The 15,324-nt window shown below is 54.7% G+C and carries 17 protein-coding genes; 7 read left to right on the top strand and 10 right to left on the bottom strand.

The features are described 5' to 3' along the window. Positions 1 to 76 precede the first annotated feature (76 nt). Positions 77 to 1,189 (bottom strand): TRAP transporter substrate-binding protein, encoded by a 1,113-nt coding sequence (locus BM258_RS12240; RefSeq protein WP_090072609.1) that lies wholly within the window; start codon positions 1,187 to 1,189, stop codon positions 77 to 79. Positions 1,190 to 1,497: 308 nt separating this feature from the next. On the opposite strand from BM258_RS12240, the gene BM258_RS12235 reads away from it, so the two are divergent. The 4 genes from BM258_RS12235 (at position 1,498) to BM258_RS12220 (ending at position 5,146) form a co-directional block, all read left to right on the top strand. Further along, on the top strand, positions 1,498 to 1,989 hold the full coding sequence (locus BM258_RS12235) for an Lrp/AsnC family transcriptional regulator (RefSeq protein WP_090072607.1): 492 nt from the start codon (positions 1,498 to 1,500) through the stop codon (positions 1,987 to 1,989). A 254-nt stretch (positions 1,990 to 2,243) separates the two neighbouring features. Next, a complete protein-coding gene (locus BM258_RS12230; protein ID WP_090072605.1) occupies positions 2,244 to 2,483 on the top strand; it encodes a FeoA family protein in 240 nt (79 codons plus the stop codon). Between the two features lie 93 nt (positions 2,484 to 2,576). Then, the gene (feoB, locus tag BM258_RS12225) at positions 2,577 to 4,913 is read left to right on the top strand and encodes a Fe(2+) transporter permease subunit FeoB (RefSeq protein ID WP_090072603.1); all 2,337 of its coding nucleotides are present in this window, start codon (positions 2,577 to 2,579) and stop codon (positions 4,911 to 4,913) included. Then, the gene (locus tag BM258_RS12220) at positions 4,910 to 5,146 is read left to right on the top strand and encodes a FeoC-like transcriptional regulator (RefSeq protein ID WP_090072601.1); all 237 of its coding nucleotides are present in this window, start codon (positions 4,910 to 4,912) and stop codon (positions 5,144 to 5,146) included. The genes feoB and BM258_RS12220 overlap by 4 nt, the downstream gene beginning before the upstream one ends. 31 nt (positions 5,147 to 5,177) lie before the next feature. On the opposite strand, the gene BM258_RS12215 is transcribed toward BM258_RS12220, so the two are convergent. The 8 genes from BM258_RS12215 to infC all read right to left on the bottom strand — a co-directional run bounded on the left by BM258_RS12215 (position 5,178) and on the right by infC (position 12,341). Continuing rightward, the gene (locus tag BM258_RS12215) at positions 5,178 to 5,840 is read right to left on the bottom strand and encodes a nucleotidyltransferase family protein (RefSeq protein ID WP_090072599.1); all 663 of its coding nucleotides are present in this window, start codon (positions 5,838 to 5,840) and stop codon (positions 5,178 to 5,180) included. Positions 5,841 to 5,976: 136 nt separating this feature from the next. Further along, positions 5,977 to 6,369 carry an ASCH domain-containing protein gene (locus BM258_RS12210; protein ID WP_090072597.1) on the bottom strand — a complete coding sequence of 131 codons (393 nt, stop codon included), beginning with the start codon at positions 6,367 to 6,369 and terminating at the stop codon, positions 5,977 to 5,979. 82 nt (positions 6,370 to 6,451) lie between these two features. Continuing rightward, a complete protein-coding gene (gene pheT, locus BM258_RS12205; protein ID WP_090072595.1) occupies positions 6,452 to 8,872 on the bottom strand; it encodes a phenylalanine--tRNA ligase subunit beta in 2,421 nt (806 codons plus the stop codon). Then, positions 8,869 to 9,951 carry a phenylalanine--tRNA ligase subunit alpha gene (gene pheS, locus BM258_RS12200; RefSeq protein ID WP_090072725.1) on the bottom strand — a complete coding sequence of 361 codons (1,083 nt, stop codon included), beginning with the start codon at positions 9,949 to 9,951 and terminating at the stop codon, positions 8,869 to 8,871. The genes pheT and pheS overlap by 4 nt, the downstream gene beginning before the upstream one ends. Before the next feature lie 303 nt (positions 9,952 to 10,254). Continuing rightward, positions 10,255 to 10,614 (bottom strand): 50S ribosomal protein L20, encoded by a 360-nt coding sequence (gene rplT / locus BM258_RS12195; protein ID WP_090072593.1) that lies wholly within the window; start codon positions 10,612 to 10,614, stop codon positions 10,255 to 10,257. A gap of 46 nt (positions 10,615 to 10,660) precedes the next feature. Beyond that, a complete protein-coding gene (gene rpmI / locus BM258_RS12190; RefSeq protein WP_090072591.1) occupies positions 10,661 to 10,858 on the bottom strand; it encodes a 50S ribosomal protein L35 in 198 nt (65 codons plus the stop codon). A 309-nt stretch (positions 10,859 to 11,167) separates the two neighbouring features. After that, positions 11,168 to 11,632, bottom strand: coding sequence for a TspO/MBR family protein (locus BM258_RS12185; RefSeq protein ID WP_090072723.1), 465 nt, complete (start codon positions 11,630 to 11,632; stop codon positions 11,168 to 11,170). A 172-nt stretch (positions 11,633 to 11,804) separates the two neighbouring features. Further along, a complete protein-coding gene (gene infC / locus BM258_RS12180) occupies positions 11,805 to 12,341 on the bottom strand; it encodes a translation initiation factor IF-3 (RefSeq protein ID WP_090072589.1) in 537 nt (178 codons plus the stop codon). Here infC and BM258_RS24280 point away from each other — a divergent pair. Both BM258_RS24280 and focA read left to right on the top strand, forming a co-directional pair. Beyond that, entirely contained in the window at positions 12,234 to 12,590 is a 357-nt protein-coding gene (locus BM258_RS24280) for a hypothetical protein (protein ID WP_139229258.1), read from the top strand. The genes infC and BM258_RS24280 overlap by 108 nt on opposite strands. Positions 12,591 to 12,663: 73 nt before the next feature. Then, a complete protein-coding gene (gene focA / locus BM258_RS12175; RefSeq protein WP_090072587.1) occupies positions 12,664 to 13,524 on the top strand; it encodes a formate transporter FocA in 861 nt (286 codons plus the stop codon). Between the two features lie 77 nt (positions 13,525 to 13,601). Here focA and BM258_RS12170 read toward each other — a convergent pair whose 3' ends face one another. Then, positions 13,602 to 14,216, bottom strand: coding sequence for a LysE family translocator (locus BM258_RS12170; protein WP_090072585.1), 615 nt, complete (start codon positions 14,214 to 14,216; stop codon positions 13,602 to 13,604). 166 nt (positions 14,217 to 14,382) lie between these two features. Between BM258_RS12170 and BM258_RS12165 the strand changes: the two genes are divergently transcribed. Beyond that, a complete protein-coding gene (locus tag BM258_RS12165; protein ID WP_210186735.1) occupies positions 14,383 to 15,324 on the top strand; it encodes an AraC family transcriptional regulator in 942 nt (313 codons plus the stop codon).

The raw sequence follows: 15,324 nt of genomic DNA, 5'->3' as shown, positions 1-15,324 counted from the left end.
AATGCAAAAACCCGGCCGTAAAAGACCGGGTTTTTAAAAATTACAGGTCCAATCGTGTCTGGACGCGGTGAAAAGGCTAGATCAGGCCTTTTTCAATCGCCATCGCCCGCATGCGTACGATCTCCCATTCGGCATTCATGATATATTCGCTAGCGATATCGCGATATTTCAGGAAGCTGTCATAAATCTCGCCAGCCAGCGGGGAACTGTCAGCAACCTCTTCAAGCACGCCTTTTGATTCCTTGGCCATGGCCATCATCAGTTCCTCGGGAACCTTGTGCATCTGGACGCCTTCCTTGGCCAACAACGGACGCAAGGACATTGCATTGTGATACTGGTAGTCTGCCATGGTTTCGAGCGCTGTGGACTGGGCAGCCTCCTTGACAATCGCCTTCAGATCCTCAGGCAGTTCCATGAACTTGTCTTTGTTGACGATGATCTCGAGCCCCGCGCCAGGCTCATGGAAAGCAGGCATGTAATAGTGTGGAGCCACCTTATAAAGACCGAAGGCCAGATCATTCCACGGGCCGACCCATTCGGCCGCGTCAATGGTACCATTCTGCAAGGAGGTGAAAATATCCGTTGCCGGCAGCATGATGACCGAAACCCCAAGGCGACGCATGACTTCGCCGCCAAGGCCGGCGATGCGCATCTTCAGGCCTTTCAAATCATCAAGGCTTTTGAGCTCCTTGGCAAACCAGCCACCTGCCTGCGTGCCAGACGCACCGGCATAGAAGGGGATCACGTTGAAGGGATCGTAGGCTCGTTCCCACAGCTCCTGACCACCGCCGAAGCGCAGCCATGCTGCATGCTCGATCTGAGTGAGGCCAAAAGGAACGCCGGTATAGAAATGGAAAGAAGGATCCTTGCCCTGCCAGTAATAGGAGGTTGCGTGGCCGATCTCTGCCGCTCCACTGGAAACAGCATCGAACACTTCAAGGGGGGGCACAAGTTCGCCAGCACCAAACACCTTGATTGTCAGGCGACCGCCAGACATCTTGCCGACACGCTCTGCAAAGCGAACACCATTGATGCCGACCCCTGGCAACTGTTTGGGCCAGGACATGGGCATTTTCCAGACAATCGACTCGCTGGCCTTGACGACGGCCGGACTGGCCAACGTTGCTGCGCCACCGACCGCAAGCCCGGTCAGAACCGAACGGCGATCAAGTGATCCACCTTTTCTCATTAAATTATCCTCCGACTGTGAAAAGAACGAGAAACTATTGTTATTTTGTAAAGCATGCTTGCACGACCTAAAGGCGAGCGCAAGATCTGGTCAGCGCCAACCATTTCATTTCCTCATACAAATGCCCGGACAGGTATTTTTTTGTTATCCTCTTTTGGTTTATATCTCGAACAAATGAGTGGATTACCCGATAATGTGCGCCGCAATATCGCACTGACTTGGTTTGATTAACGCGCAATTTCCTGTAACTAGTAAGGCTATTGTGGAATAATGTTTCGTATTCCCATTTGAAACAAGGATCAAAAAGCGTGCCGCGCAAAAGCTCCAAGCTCGATCGAATTGATCTGCATATTCTGGATGAGCTTCAGAAAAACGCCCGTATTACAAACAAGGCTCTGTCGGAGATCGTGGGACTGTCACCCAGCCCCTGTCTGCAGCGGGTCAAGCGGCTGGAAGATATCGGTCTGATCAGTGGCTATCTCGGCCTGATCAATCTTGAGGCTCTGTGCCGCCATGTCACCGTGATTGCGACGATCACGATACGCGATCACGATCATTCGATTTTCTCGACATTTGAAAAGGCCATTGCCGAACTGCCCGATGTTGTCGAATGCCTCAAGATGAGCGGGTCATTTGATTATCTGGTGCGGTTTGTCTGCACCGACATCCAGCGCTATCACGCAGTGACCGAAGACCTGCTTGTGCAGGTGGGCGGCAAGATGCAGATCGCTAGTCATGTTGTTTTGGACCAAACCAAACAATATCATGGAGTCGACCTTGAAGAACTCGTTCATGGATAAGTGATTGCTTTGTCTTACTTTAGAATAAATCAAAACTAATATAAGTTCATATACTTAACCCGATAGTCGTTATCAATTGATTCAGTAATAATTTGTATCTTTTTTTCAAGTTTTTTACTTTTTTTGATGCATATCAATTGACATTGAGCTTGATTAGCAGGATGAATTTGCAAGTCATTCTCAATAATTCGAACATCTGCCGTACGGGGAAGCCGACAGAACGTCCGATCCAAGTGAAGAAATGGAGTCAGTCGATGATTGCTACTCTTAATGATCTCACGACCGGAGATCATGGTCGTATCGCCAAGCTGGATGTAGCCAACCGAGCGTATAAACAGCAATTGATGGCCATGGGCCTGACCCGTGGAGCCGAATTCACGGTTATGCGCATTGCACCTCTTGGTGATCCAATCGAAATCAAAGTGCGCGGCAGTGCTCTGTCCTTGCGCAAATCTGACACCATCGGTGTCCAGATCGAGACCGACGACCGCTAGACCCAAGTCCTCCATTTCTTAAAAACGTGTTCGCTTTCCAACGTTGTCCTCCATCGGACAGCGAACGATGCCTTTATATTCAAGAGACCGCTTATGACAGATATCCGGATCGCTTTTGCAGGAAATCCTAACTGCGGCAAGACCACTCTCTTCAACGCCCTGACGGGCGCACGCCAACGTGTGGGCAACTGGCCCGGTGTTACGATTGACCGGAAAGAAGGGCATTACACCCACAATGGTCAGGAAGTCGCCATTGTCGATTTGCCCGGCACCTACTCACTTGATACCACCTATTCAAGCGGTCTGGATGAGGCCATCGCCCGAGACTATATTCTGGATGGCGAAGCCGACCTTGTCGTCAATATCGTTGATGCAGCCAATCTGGAACGCAACCTCTTCCTGACCTCCCAATTGCTCGACATGCGCGTGCCGATGATCGTCGCCTTGACCAAAACAGGCCTCGCGCGCAAGGAAGGCATCGAGATTGATGCGGACACTCTCTCCAAGCGGCTCAAGGTTCCGGTCATTGCGGTTGATCGCAAGGATCGCGTGAATCAGGGGCGCCTCAAGGATCTGGTCGAACAGGCTGCAAAAGCAAAAGCCATCAGCGATGTCGCCATCGAGTATGATCCGGAGCTTGAAGTGGTTCTGGAACGCCTTGAAAGAAAGTTTTCCGATCTGGCCAGAATCAATAGCGTGCATCCCCGCTGGCTGGCCGTCAAATCGCTCGGCGGTGATGGCAAGGCTCTGTCCTTTCTCGATCCGGGAGCCAGAACCCTTCTGGATCATGAACTGCACCAGATTCAGGAGCAGAATGATGAAGATGCAGACCTGCTGATCGCGGATGGCCGCTATGGCTTTGCCAATATGCTGGCCCAGGACGCCATCCGCCATATCCGTCAGGTGCCTCGCACCTGGACTGAACGCATCGACAGCATCGCCCTTAGCCGTATTCTGGGCATTCCGATCTTTCTGCTGATTATGTATGTCATGTTCCTGTTGACCATCAACCTGGCAAGCGCCTTCATCGACTTTTTCGATATTCTGGCGGGCACGGTGATTGTTGATGGTCCGGCGCACTGGATGGCCAGCATGGGAATGCCGGAATGGCTCATTGCCCTTTTGCCAAACGGGATTGGCGTAGGTATCCAGACGGTTGCCACCTTTGTGCCCGTCGTGGCCTTCCTGTTTCTGTTCCTCACCTTTCTTGAAGAAAGCGGCTATATGGCGCGCGCGGCCTTTGTGGTTGACCGCGCAATGATTTCTGTAGGTCTACCGGGAAAAAGCTTCGTGCCGATGCTTCTCGGTTTCGGCTGCAACGTACCGGCTATCATGGCATCGCGCACGCTGGATAATCCGCGCGACCGTATCGTCACGGCGCTGATGGCTCCCTTCATGTCCTGCGGCGCCCGCTTGCCGGTCTATGCCCTGTTCGCTGCGGCCTTCTTCCCGACCGGTGGTCAGAATCTTGTCTTCCTGCTGTACATCATCGGTATTCTCTTTGCGGTCTTCACCGGGTTGGTGCTCAAGAAAGCCGTCTTTGGCGGCAAGGCGCTGCCATTCCTGATGGAGTTGCCCCCTTATCAGCTGCCGAGCCTGTCTTCAGCGCTGATCCGCACATGGGACAGGGTGAAACAATTCATCCTTGGCGCAGGCAAGGTCATCGTCGCCGTGGTCTTCGTGCTCAGCATTCTCAATTCCATGGGCACGGACGGCAGCTTTGGTCATGATGACAGCGAACACTCCGTATTGGCCAATATCGGCAAGTCGCTAACCCCTGTTGTTGAGCCTCTGGGGATTACCGAAGCCAACTGGCCCGCCACCGTCGGCCTCTTTACCGGTGTGTTTGCCAAGGAAGCCGTTGTGGGCACGCTCAACTCGCTGTACAGCCAGATTGACGCCACCAACGCAGAGCTCGCAGCAGAGGAAGAGGAAGAGTTCGATTTCTTTGGCGGCATTGCAGAAGCTTTCGCAACCATTCCAGCTAATCTTATTGATATGACGAATGCCTTTGAAGATCCGCTAGGCATGAGCGTTGGCGATGTTTCCACGCTGGACAGCGCTGCGGCCGAGCTAGAAGTCGACAACAGCACATTTGCAGCAATGATCACACGCTTTGACGGCAAGGTGGGAGCCTTTGCCTATCTGCTCCTGATCCTGCTGTATGTTCCATGCGTGGCAGCCGTCGGAGCCCTGTTTCGTGAAGTCGGACGCACATGGACCCTGTTCGGCATCGGCTGGACGACCATGCTGGGCTATTGCACCAGCGTCTTCGCCTATCAGGCGGGCACCATCGCGCGCCACCCGCAAAGTTCCGTCATCTGGATGATTTCAATGGTCGCAGTCGTCGCAGTCGTCGTTGCCGTGTTGCATATTATCAGCCGCAACACTCCGCAAGGCCCCGGCAAACTGGCAAGGAGTTCGCTATGATTCTGTCAGACGTCAATCGCTATCTCCGGGAGCGGGGAAGAGCCAACACCTCCGACATTGCCACCCATTTTGGCGTGGCGCCGGAGGCTGTTGAAGGCATGTTGCAAATGCTTGAAGCCAGAGGAAGGGTGCGTGCCCTTCCTGCGGAAACCTCCCCATGCGGCAGCAGCTGCTGCAATTGCTCCATCAGCAAATGCTCCAGCCAGATGTGGGAAACGATGCAGCGGCACTAGGCCCGCCGCACGGCCGAAGGCCCGAGGGCCTTCAATCAAGCAGTTCTGGGCGCACCGGTTCGCCAGTTTCCCAATGCAGGATTTTCAATTCAGGCCAAAGGCGTGACATGCGTCTCGCCTTTTTAGCATAGTGCGTCCTGTTGCTTTCCAGCTTGTGGCAGGGACGGATGGTCAGAGCAAAGATGTCCGCCAGACCGAAGGGAGCGGCTACGGAGAGGGTGTCATCCGCCTCGAGCCGAACGGCGACGGCATGGGTGGTGCACATGTAGTTCTCAAGGCTTTCATCCGTGCCCGTCAGCTCGGGATAGGCCCCGCCAAATTTCTCACGATACCACAGATGCACCCGCGCCTGATTGCGCACCTCAATGCGCCCTTTCCACGCGGGCAAGGCCTCGTCCACCCGTTTGATAACAGCGTCCTCAGCGTCCCAGGAGCGGTCCGAGAGATCAAAATAGGCGACGTCATAGTCTTTGATACCATGGCCCTGTGGTCGGCCTGTGAGGCGATTCCACACTGTTTGATAGAGAGCGCCCGAGACCAACCGCCAATCTGGCAGATCCAGCGCGCGGAGCCCCTCAAGGACGTCCATCAGTTGGCTGTCTTCGCGGATGAAGCGCACAAGCAAAGCCTGTCTCTGCTCTTCATTCAACGCTTCAGACTCGTTGTCTTTGCGCACCACAAACGGACTATCCATGCTTCACCCCATCGTGTCATCCAGAGAGAAGACCAAGGTCTTCGATTCTCAGGCATTTGGCAAAGAAGAGAAGCAGATATGAACATATTTGCCCGCTTGACGGTCATTCGCTCGGCGTTCGGCTGGTCGGTACTGGCTATCGATCCAGTACTTCACACAGGCGGAAGCGTTCGCATACCAGTTTCATGTCTTCGGAAAAGCCGCCATTGCGGGTGAAATATTCCTTATGGCCCTGGCGCCAATATTCGTAGGAGAGATCACCCTCTCCTTCTGCACGCGCAAAGGCTTCATCGACCTCATCAAAGCGGCGGATCGTAACATCAACGGTTTCAATCACCGCAGCGGGCTTCTGGCGCCCATCGAGCAGGAGATATTTGTCTCCCACCCTGGGCATGGGAATATTGTCCTTTTGCATCAATTGCAGTGAGTCGCAAGACGCGGTTTTCTTGCCCTCAAGAACCAGAGCCAACAATTCATCGGCCAGTTCGGGCGAATCACCCATGGCATAGGAATCAACAATGTCATGCATGGCTCTCTCTCCCCCTCAGAAGCCAGACAAAGGAAGTCCCGCGGCCCTCAAGAGTCGCGGGATTATGGATGCTTTCGTTAGATCAGCCGCGCAGTTCGCCGCCGGTTGCCTTGGCAACAGCTGCGACGATCTTCTTGGAGATCGCTTCGAGATCTTCATCTGTCAGCGTCTTGTCTTTCGGCTGCAGGGTCACTTCGAAGGCAACGGACTTCTTGCCCGGCTCCATATGTTCCCCTTCATAGACGTCGAACAGATTAACGTCGGTGATCAGCTTCTTGTCGGCGCTGGCGGCGGCCTTGAGAACCGTTGCTGCGGTCACTTCATGGGCCACGACAAAGGCAAAGTCGCGGCTGAGTGGTTGCAGGTCGGAAAGCTGTAGAGCCGCACGGGACTTGGCTGCCTTCTTCTTGGGTTCCGGAGCAGCTTCGATGGTGATTTCGAAGGCACAGACAGGGCCATCCACCTTCAATTCATCGAGAACCTTCGGATGCAATTCACCAAAGGTGCCGAGAACCACTTTCGGGCCAAGCTGGATCTTGCCGGAGCGTCCCGGATGGTACCAGTCCGGACCACCTGCCACGATCTGCAGCTTGGAGCTGTCCATACCCATCGCTTCCAGAACGGCCAGAGCGTCTGCCCGTACGTCAAAGACGTCAGCAGCCTTGGCCGGATCGCGCCAATGACGGCCATTGCCGACAATCTGGACCGCACCACGGCGAATGCCGGTGGCATGGGTGAACTGTTCATCAGGCTTGTCGCCAAGGAAGATCTGGCCAACCTCGAACATGGCCAAATCATCAAAGCCACGGTCCACGTTGCGCTGCGCAGCCAGCAACAGGCCGGGCAGCAGACTTGGACGCATGTCGGAAAGCTCAGCAGAAATCGGATTGGTCAGCGCCAATTCCGGTTTGCCACCACCGAACATTTCAGCCAGTTTCTTGTCCACGAAAGACCAGGTGACCGCTTCCACCATGCCACGGGCAGCAAGCTGACGGCGGGCATTGCGAATGCGTTTCTGGCGTTCGGTCAAAGGTGGCTGGGTGACTGCGTTAAGGCGCGGCAGCGCAGCGTTCGGTACGCGGTCCACGCCAACGATGCGGGCCACTTCTTCCACGATGTCCGCCTTGCCATGCACGTCAGGACGGAAGGTTGGCACAGCAACTTTCACATGATCGCTGGCACCAGATACCCAGAAGCCAAGACGCTTGAGCACGGTCTTGATTTCCAGCTCAGGCACATCAAGGCCAGCCAGACGTTTCACCTCGGAAAGCGGGAAGTCGATGATCTTGTCCTCAACAGGCGCTTCACCAGCAACAACCATTTTCGAAGGTTCACCGCCACACAGATCCATCACCATCTGGGCAGCCAGATGGCCACCGGGAATGACGAAGGCCGGATCGCAGGTGCGCTCGAAGCGATAACGTGCGTCGGACTGGATGCCCAGCGCGCGACCGGCACGCGCCGTCTTGATCGGATCAAACCATGCGCATTCCACGAAGACGTTGGTGGTTTCCGGCTGGGACCCGGTGCCTTCTCCGCCCATGATACCACCAAAGCCGACAGGACCATTGTCGTCAGCGATTACGCAGATATCTTCGCCAGCTTCGATTTCATATTCCTTGCCATCGAGGGCAACCATCTTTTCGCCCGGCTTGCCAAGGCGCACATGGATGTCACCTGCCACCTTGTCTGCATCATAGACATGCAGCGGGCGACCACGATCGTAGGAAATATAGTTGGTGATGTCGACCAGCGCGTTGATAGGCCGAAGGCCGATGGCCAGCAGGCGACGCTGCAGCCATTCCGGGCTCGGGCCATTCTTGACACCCTTGATGTAAACGCCGGTGAAGACCGGACAAATCGGATTGTCGCCTTCTTCTTTCAGCGTCACATTGATCGGGCTATCGAAGCTGCCAGCCACGTCCTTGGGATGATGCTCCTTGAGCGTCCCGATGCCGGCACCGGCAAGATCGCGGGCCACACCATAAACACCAAGCGCGTCACCACGGTTTGGCGTGATGGCAATGTCGATAACAGGATCATCAAGGCCGAGAACCGGAGCGAAAGGTTCGCCGATCGGCGCATCTTCCGGCAGCTCGATGATGCCATTATGCTCGTCGGACATGCCCATTTCGCGCTCGGAACACATCATACCGTTGGATTCGACCCCACGGATGACGGTCGGCTTCAATTTCATGCCGTTGGCCGGAATGACAGAGCCGTTCTGAGCCAGTACGACCTTGATGCCAGCGCGGGCATTAGGCGCACCACAGACGATCTGAAGCACTTCCTTACCGGTGTTGACCTTGCAGACACGCAGGCGGTCTGCATCAGGATGCTGCTCGGCTTCCTCGACATAGGCAACCGTGAAATCCTTCAGATCTGCGGCCTTGTCGATGACTTCCTCGACCTCAAGGCCGATGATGGTGAGCTTGTCGAGAATTTCTTCCAGAGACGCGTCAGTCTCGAGATAATCCTTCAACCAGGAGAGTGTGAATTTCATGAGGAGAGCCCTCCTACCAGAGAAGGAATGTCAAGGGGACGGAAACCGTAATGATCGAGCCAGCGCTTGTCACCATTGAAGAAGGCCCGCAGATCAGGCATGCCATATTTCAGCATGGCGATGCGATCGATGCCCATACCGAAGGCGAAGCCGGTGTAGCGGTCCGGATCAAGATCACAGTTGCGCAGCACATTCGGATGCACCATGCCACAGCCGAGAATTTCGAGCCAGTCGTCGCCCTCGCCGATGCGCAGTTCGTTGCCCACGCGCTGACAGCCAATATCCACTTCCATGGATGGCTCGGTGAAGGGGAAGTGCGAAGCGCGGAAGCGCATCTTGACGCTGTCCACCTCAAAGAAGGCCTTGCAGAATTCTTCCAGAGTCCATTTGAGGTGCCCCATATGGATGCCCTCCTCAATGACGAGGCCTTCCACCTGATGGAACATCGGGGTGTGGGTCTGGTCACTGTCGCAACGATAGGTGCGGCCCGGGCAGATCACGCGGATCGGCGGTTCCTGACTGGTCATCGTGCGGATCTGAACCGGAGAGGTGTGGGTGCGCAGAACCTTCTGGTTGCCTTCGGCGTCGACAGGCAGGAAGAAGGTATCATGCTCCAGACGGGCCGGATGATCAGGCGGGAAGTTGAGCGCGGTGAAGTTGTAGAAATCTTCTTCGATGTCCGGCCCTTCCGCAACAGCAAAGCCCATATCGGCGAAGATTGCAGTCAGTTCGTCGGTTACCTGCGCAATCGGGTGAACGCGGCCTTCGAATGGCGATCCCATGCGGGTGGGCAGGGTCACATCAACGGTTTCGCTCTTGAGGCGTTCGTTAAGCGCCTGATCCTTGAGGATCTCCTTGCGCGCTGCAATCGCGTCACCAACGCGCCCCTTGAGGCCGTTCAGCGCCGGACCCATTTCCTTGCGTTCTTCCGGGCTCATCTTGCCCAGTGTTTTCATCAGCTCCGAGATCTTGCCCTTTTTGCCAAGAGCCGAGACGCGGACTTCTTCCAGTGCAGGCTCATCAGTTGCCGCTTCAATAGCGGCGGTGATCTCCTGCTCGAGTGATTTGAGTTCCGACATAATCATTCCGTTTTGGGCCATTCCGTATGGACCGGTCTGGCCGGGCTTCGTGCCCTACGAGACTTTGCTGTATGCGTTTTAACAGATTGGCATGGACAATAAAGGGTCTTTTCCTCACTTAATCCCGTCAATCTCCTTGAAGACAAATAAAAACCCGCCTCGATCACTCGACGCGGGTTTTTAAACCGTAAAACTAGTTCGTGCGCCGATACGAAATCGTTGCAAACCCTTGTCGGGATTGCCTGAATTTCGGCCTCAACACGAATTCCTTCAAAAAGCGATGCTTTTCAACCGGAATGCGCCTTAGGCGGCAGCAGCAGATTTGGCTTTTTCAACCAGGCTTGCGAAAGCCTCTGGCTGATGAATTGCCATATCCGAGAGGACCTTACGGTCGATTTCGATGCCAGCCTTGTTGAGGCCGTCGATAAATCGTCCATAGGTCAGACCCTGTTCGCGAACAGCAGCGTTGATACGCTGGATCCACAGAGCGCGGAAGTTGCGTTTTTTGGTCTTACGGTCGCGATAAGCGTACTGACCAGCTTTTTCAACTGCCTGTTTTGCAATGCGAATGGTTGAACGACGGGCGCCATAATAACCTTTGGCTGCCTTGAGGGTCTTTTTGTGACGGGAATGAGCCGTTACACCGCGTTTTACACGTGCCATTATTCTATCTCCTAAACCAGAATGCTGTATTCAAGCTGCTTGGCGCTTACTTGTAAGGCAGAAACTGCTTGACGATTTTCGCATCCTGCTCAGCCAGAGTGGTGGTGCCACGTGCTTTGCGGATGAATTTGGTGGTGCGTTTGATCATACCATGCTGTTTGCCAGCCTGTGCGGATACGATCTTGCCAGTACCGGTAACCTTGAAGCGCTTCTTGGCACCGGATTTTGTTTTCAGCTTGGGCATTTTGCTCTCCTGAAATCCTTGGCGGATTGTTGTTTTTGACAAAGCTCTAAGAGGGTGTTCCTCGCCATGAAGGCACTGGATCCAACCATCCCGGATTGAGCATTTCAAACTCCCCACGGCAGCCCTAAAATCAGCCGGGCGAGTCACTTACCTTGCAGTCAGACCAGCATCCACCCTAAGGAGACATGCTGGTTGCCTACAGATTGGCGGGTTATAGCGATGCGCGGGAAGGGAATCAAGAGGCAAGATCAAAGAATCTGCCCGTTATCCGGTAAAAGCCAGCGCTGAGGCCATCGGTTGGCTGCGGAATCAATTCAGCAGCCAAATAGACAGGTTCAGATAGCTCGCATAGCCGACCCAGAGCAGATAGGGCACGAAGAGAAGAGCGGCCAGCGGATCGCGCTTTCTGGTCCTCACGATGAAGCTGATGATGATAACAAGCAGAAGCGTGATAATGGCAACAGATCCGGGCAGGTTCTTCAGAGTGAAGAAGACCGGGCTCCAGGCGAAGTTAAGCCCCATCTGAACTAGCCACATGGGGAGCAGATCTTTTGAAAATGCCGATTGATAGATCCGCGCGCCGACGATGCCGATGAGAATATAGAGGAATGTCCAGGCGGGAGCGAACAACCAGTTGGGCGGCGTGAAGGGCGGCTTGACAAGCCCCTGATACCACGGACCGGGAATGTTATTGGCACCGATCAACAGCCCTCCCCCAACAGAAATCAGGAGAAAAAGCCCATAGGTTAGCCAGCTTGAGGATTTAATGTTCATGTCCTGCCCGTTTTCACTTGTTTCACGGCCCCGCATAACAAAGGGATCAGCGCCTGTTTTTGTTCCCTGAAACAGGGCACAAATCACATGGCTCCATTTGTACGGGCCAATAAAAAACCCGGATCCTAGGATCCGGGTTTTTTGACGAAAAAGTATTGTGCCCAGAGAATACTTATTTCGGAGCGAGAATCATGATCATCTGGCGCCCTTCGAGTCTGGGTTCCAGCTCTACCTTGGTGCGTTCGATCATCTCGGCTTTGACCTTCTGGAGCAATTCCATGCCGAGGCTTTGGTGCGCCATTTCACGGCCACGGAAACGCAAGGTGAATTTAACCTTGTCACCGTCTTCGATAAAGCGATTGGCATTGCGCATTTTCACTTCATAATCGTGGGTGTCGATGTTTGGCCGCATCTTGACCTCTTTCACATCGACAACTTTCTGCTTCTTGCGCGCTTCGGCGGCTTTTTTCTGAGCCTGATATTTGTACCGGCCATAATCCATGATCTTGCAGACCGGCGGCTTTGCGTTCGGCGAGATCTCAACCAGATCCAAACCGGCTTCAGCAGCCATGTCTAGCGCTTGTCTGGTCGGAGTGGATCCATGGTTATGTCCCTCATCATCGATGAGCTGCACTTCGTCAATACGGATTTGGTTATTGATGCGCGGTCCCGTCTCGCGGGGCGCTTGCGCTCTATTTGGGCGGCGAATGGTCGTAATCTCCTGTTTATTGCAACAATAGCGTCAAATACATATGACGCAGCTTGCGCCACCTTTCAAGCCCTGCCATGGAACAGGGGCAGGGATAAAAGGCAGAATTCTCTATCCTTTCACAAGCTAATGCCGAGTCTTGTCAAAATCTTGCCGTTACTGGGATATTTCGCGCAGCCAAAAGTTCTGCTATGCAAAATTAGCATGGCTCGGGATGACCAATATCAACGATATGCGACCATCGTATGATAAAGAGCCAACAAATGTTATAGCTGGTGCCTGTCGCCCTATCGTGTATCCAAAGAGCAGAAAAGTCTACTCCATGTCCGAAACGCCTCAATTCCAATTTGACGCCCTGATGCCCGCCGAAATGGCCAAGAAAGCCGAGGATGTTGGTGTCTATAAAGCAACCAAACAGCCGCTGACCACATTCGTTCTGGCGATCACTGCGGGTGCCTTCATCGGCATCGCCTTCATTTTCTACACGGTGGTGACCAACGGAAATGGCGATATCGGCTGGGGAGCCAACAAATTCATCGGTGGTCTGGCCTTCAGTCTTGGCCTGATGCTGGTTGTCGTCAATGGCGGCGATCTGTTCACCAGCACGGTGCTCACCGTTGTGGCCAAGGCCAGCAAGAAAATCACCTGGGGACAGCTCGGCAAAAACTGGGTTATCGTCTATGCGGGCAACTTTGTCGGTGCCATCGGTCTGGTTGTTATCATGCAGATTGCCCAGCATTACGAGCAGGGCAACGGCTCTCTTGGTCTGAACTATATGCATGTCGCCCAGCATAAGCTGCATCATGGTTTCTTTCAGGCCGTAGCGCTTGGCGCCATGTGCAATGTCATGGTTTGTCTTGGCGTCTGGATGTCCTATGCGGGACGTTCTGTCACCGACAAACTGTTGGCCGTGACCCTGCCTGTCGCCATGTTCGTTGCTTCCGGCTTTGAGCACTGTGTCGCCAACATGTTCCAGATCCCGATGGCCATCATGACCAAGACATTTGCCGGTCCCGAATTCTGGGCCGCAACCGGCACCACAGCGGCGGACTTCGCCGATCTGACATGGGGTCATTTCGTGATCAACAACCTGATCCCGGTCACCATCGGCAACATCATCGGCGGCGGCGTTCTGGTAGGCCTCATTTACTGGTTCACCTATCTACGCCCACAGAAGCACTAAGCTTCGCCCGACTATCGCGCATTCGCACGGCCTGATCTGGCGGCTCGATTCTGGCCGGATCAGGCTTTTTCTTTGTCTTACAAATGGATCAGCATGGGCGCCATGCTGGCAACCAGGAGCAAGGCCATGATCCGGTTGAACCATATCAGCCGGGAGCCTTGAGATAGCCGCTTGCGCAAGGCTGCCCCGGATATGGCCCAGATGCTGATAGAGGGGATATTGACCACCGCAAACACTGCCACCAGCACGATAAGGTTGGCGAGATAATCCTGTTCGGTCATGTAGGTCACGGTTACCAGCAGGGCGACGGTCCAGGCCTTCGGGTTGAGCAGCTGCAACAGAGCCGCCTGAATGAAGGAGACCGGCTTGGCCAATTTTTCGCCCTCATTGCCAGCATTGTCCCCCATGGATCTAGCGCCAGCAATCTTGTAGGCCAGCCAGAGAATATAGGCCCCGCAGGCAACTCTGAGGCCGGTTTCAACCATCGGCGCTTCCTTGAGCAATTGCCCCAATCCGAGCCCGACGGCAAACACCATCGACAAAAAGCCAAGCGACACGCCAAATATCAGCGGCAGGGACCGCAACACGCCGAAATTGGCGCCAGAGGCCAGCAACAGAAAGTTGGCGGGGCCGGGCGAGATGGACATGACAAAGGCAAATCCGATGAGGGCAAGTATCATTTCCAAAGGCATTTGAATCTTCGCTCCACAATCATTGGGTCAATCAGGCATTGGGTCGAGAGGGCAACGGGTCGATCAGCGGCCTATCCGCCTCCGCCCAATGCTTGCCGCAATGGCTGGCGCTTGTTAATGATTGAAACGCCCTCATTCTTAGCAGATCGTCCAGAAAGTGATACGCATGTATAAGACAGATCTGATTTCCGATATTTTTGCGACCCTGCGCATCGCCGGGGAGCTCTATTTTCGCGCCCAGCTATCCGGCCCCTTCGCGGTTGCCATTCCTCCCTCTCAGCGCCATATCCGCTTTCACATCGTGCTGAATGGCTCCTGCTGGCTCTGTCTGGAGGGAGAAGAGCCGGTGCCGCTTGAAAAGGGAGACATTCTGCTGGTGCCTCATGGAGCAACCCAGAGCATCAAGGCGGCCCCGGATCTTGCACCGGCGGATTTGGGCGGATTGATTGACAGCGGGGCCTTGCGGGACGGCGTATTGAGACTCGGCAAAGAGCGCGAGAAAGCCGCCTTGCTCTGCGGTTTTCTGCATTTTGATGAAGAAATCGAGCATCCCGTGCTGGCGCTTCTGCCGAGCCATCTTCATCTTAGGCCAGAGGATATGGCAACCGTGCCATGGATGCGCTCCACCCTTGATTTGATCTCCTTGGAGGCCAATCGAGGGGAACAGGGCATGGCGGCCATTGTCAGCCGTCTGATCGAAGTGATTTTCATCCAGACCATCCGACAGCTTGCCCAAACCGCCACGGACGAGACCAAAGGTTTCCTGCGCGCCCTTTCAGACAAGGCCATAGCGCGCAGCCTTAGTGCCATCCATGCCGAGCCGGAGAAAAAGTGGCTTGTTGAAGATCTCGCCGCACTGGCCGGGCAATCCCGCTCTGCCTTCGCTCGCAATTTTGCAGAGGAAGTGGGGCAGACACCGATGGATTATCTCAGGAGCTGGCGCCTCACCAAGGCCCGTATGCTGCTCACCACGACCCATTTGTCGATGGGCGAGGTGGCCAGCCGGTGTGGCTATGATTGCGTGCCATCCTTTTCGCGCAGTTTCAAACGGGCCTTCCATATCGGCCCGGGCAGCTTCCGCCGCAGGGGCCTTGAAGACGGGCACTGA

It is taken from the genome of Cohaesibacter marisflavi, from assembly GCF_900115225.1.
Classification (GTDB): domain Bacteria; phylum Pseudomonadota; class Alphaproteobacteria; order Rhizobiales; family Cohaesibacteraceae; genus Cohaesibacter; species Cohaesibacter marisflavi.
The sequence above is the reverse complement of the archived record's forward strand: the minus strand, read 5'-3'. Positions and strand labels throughout refer to the sequence as shown.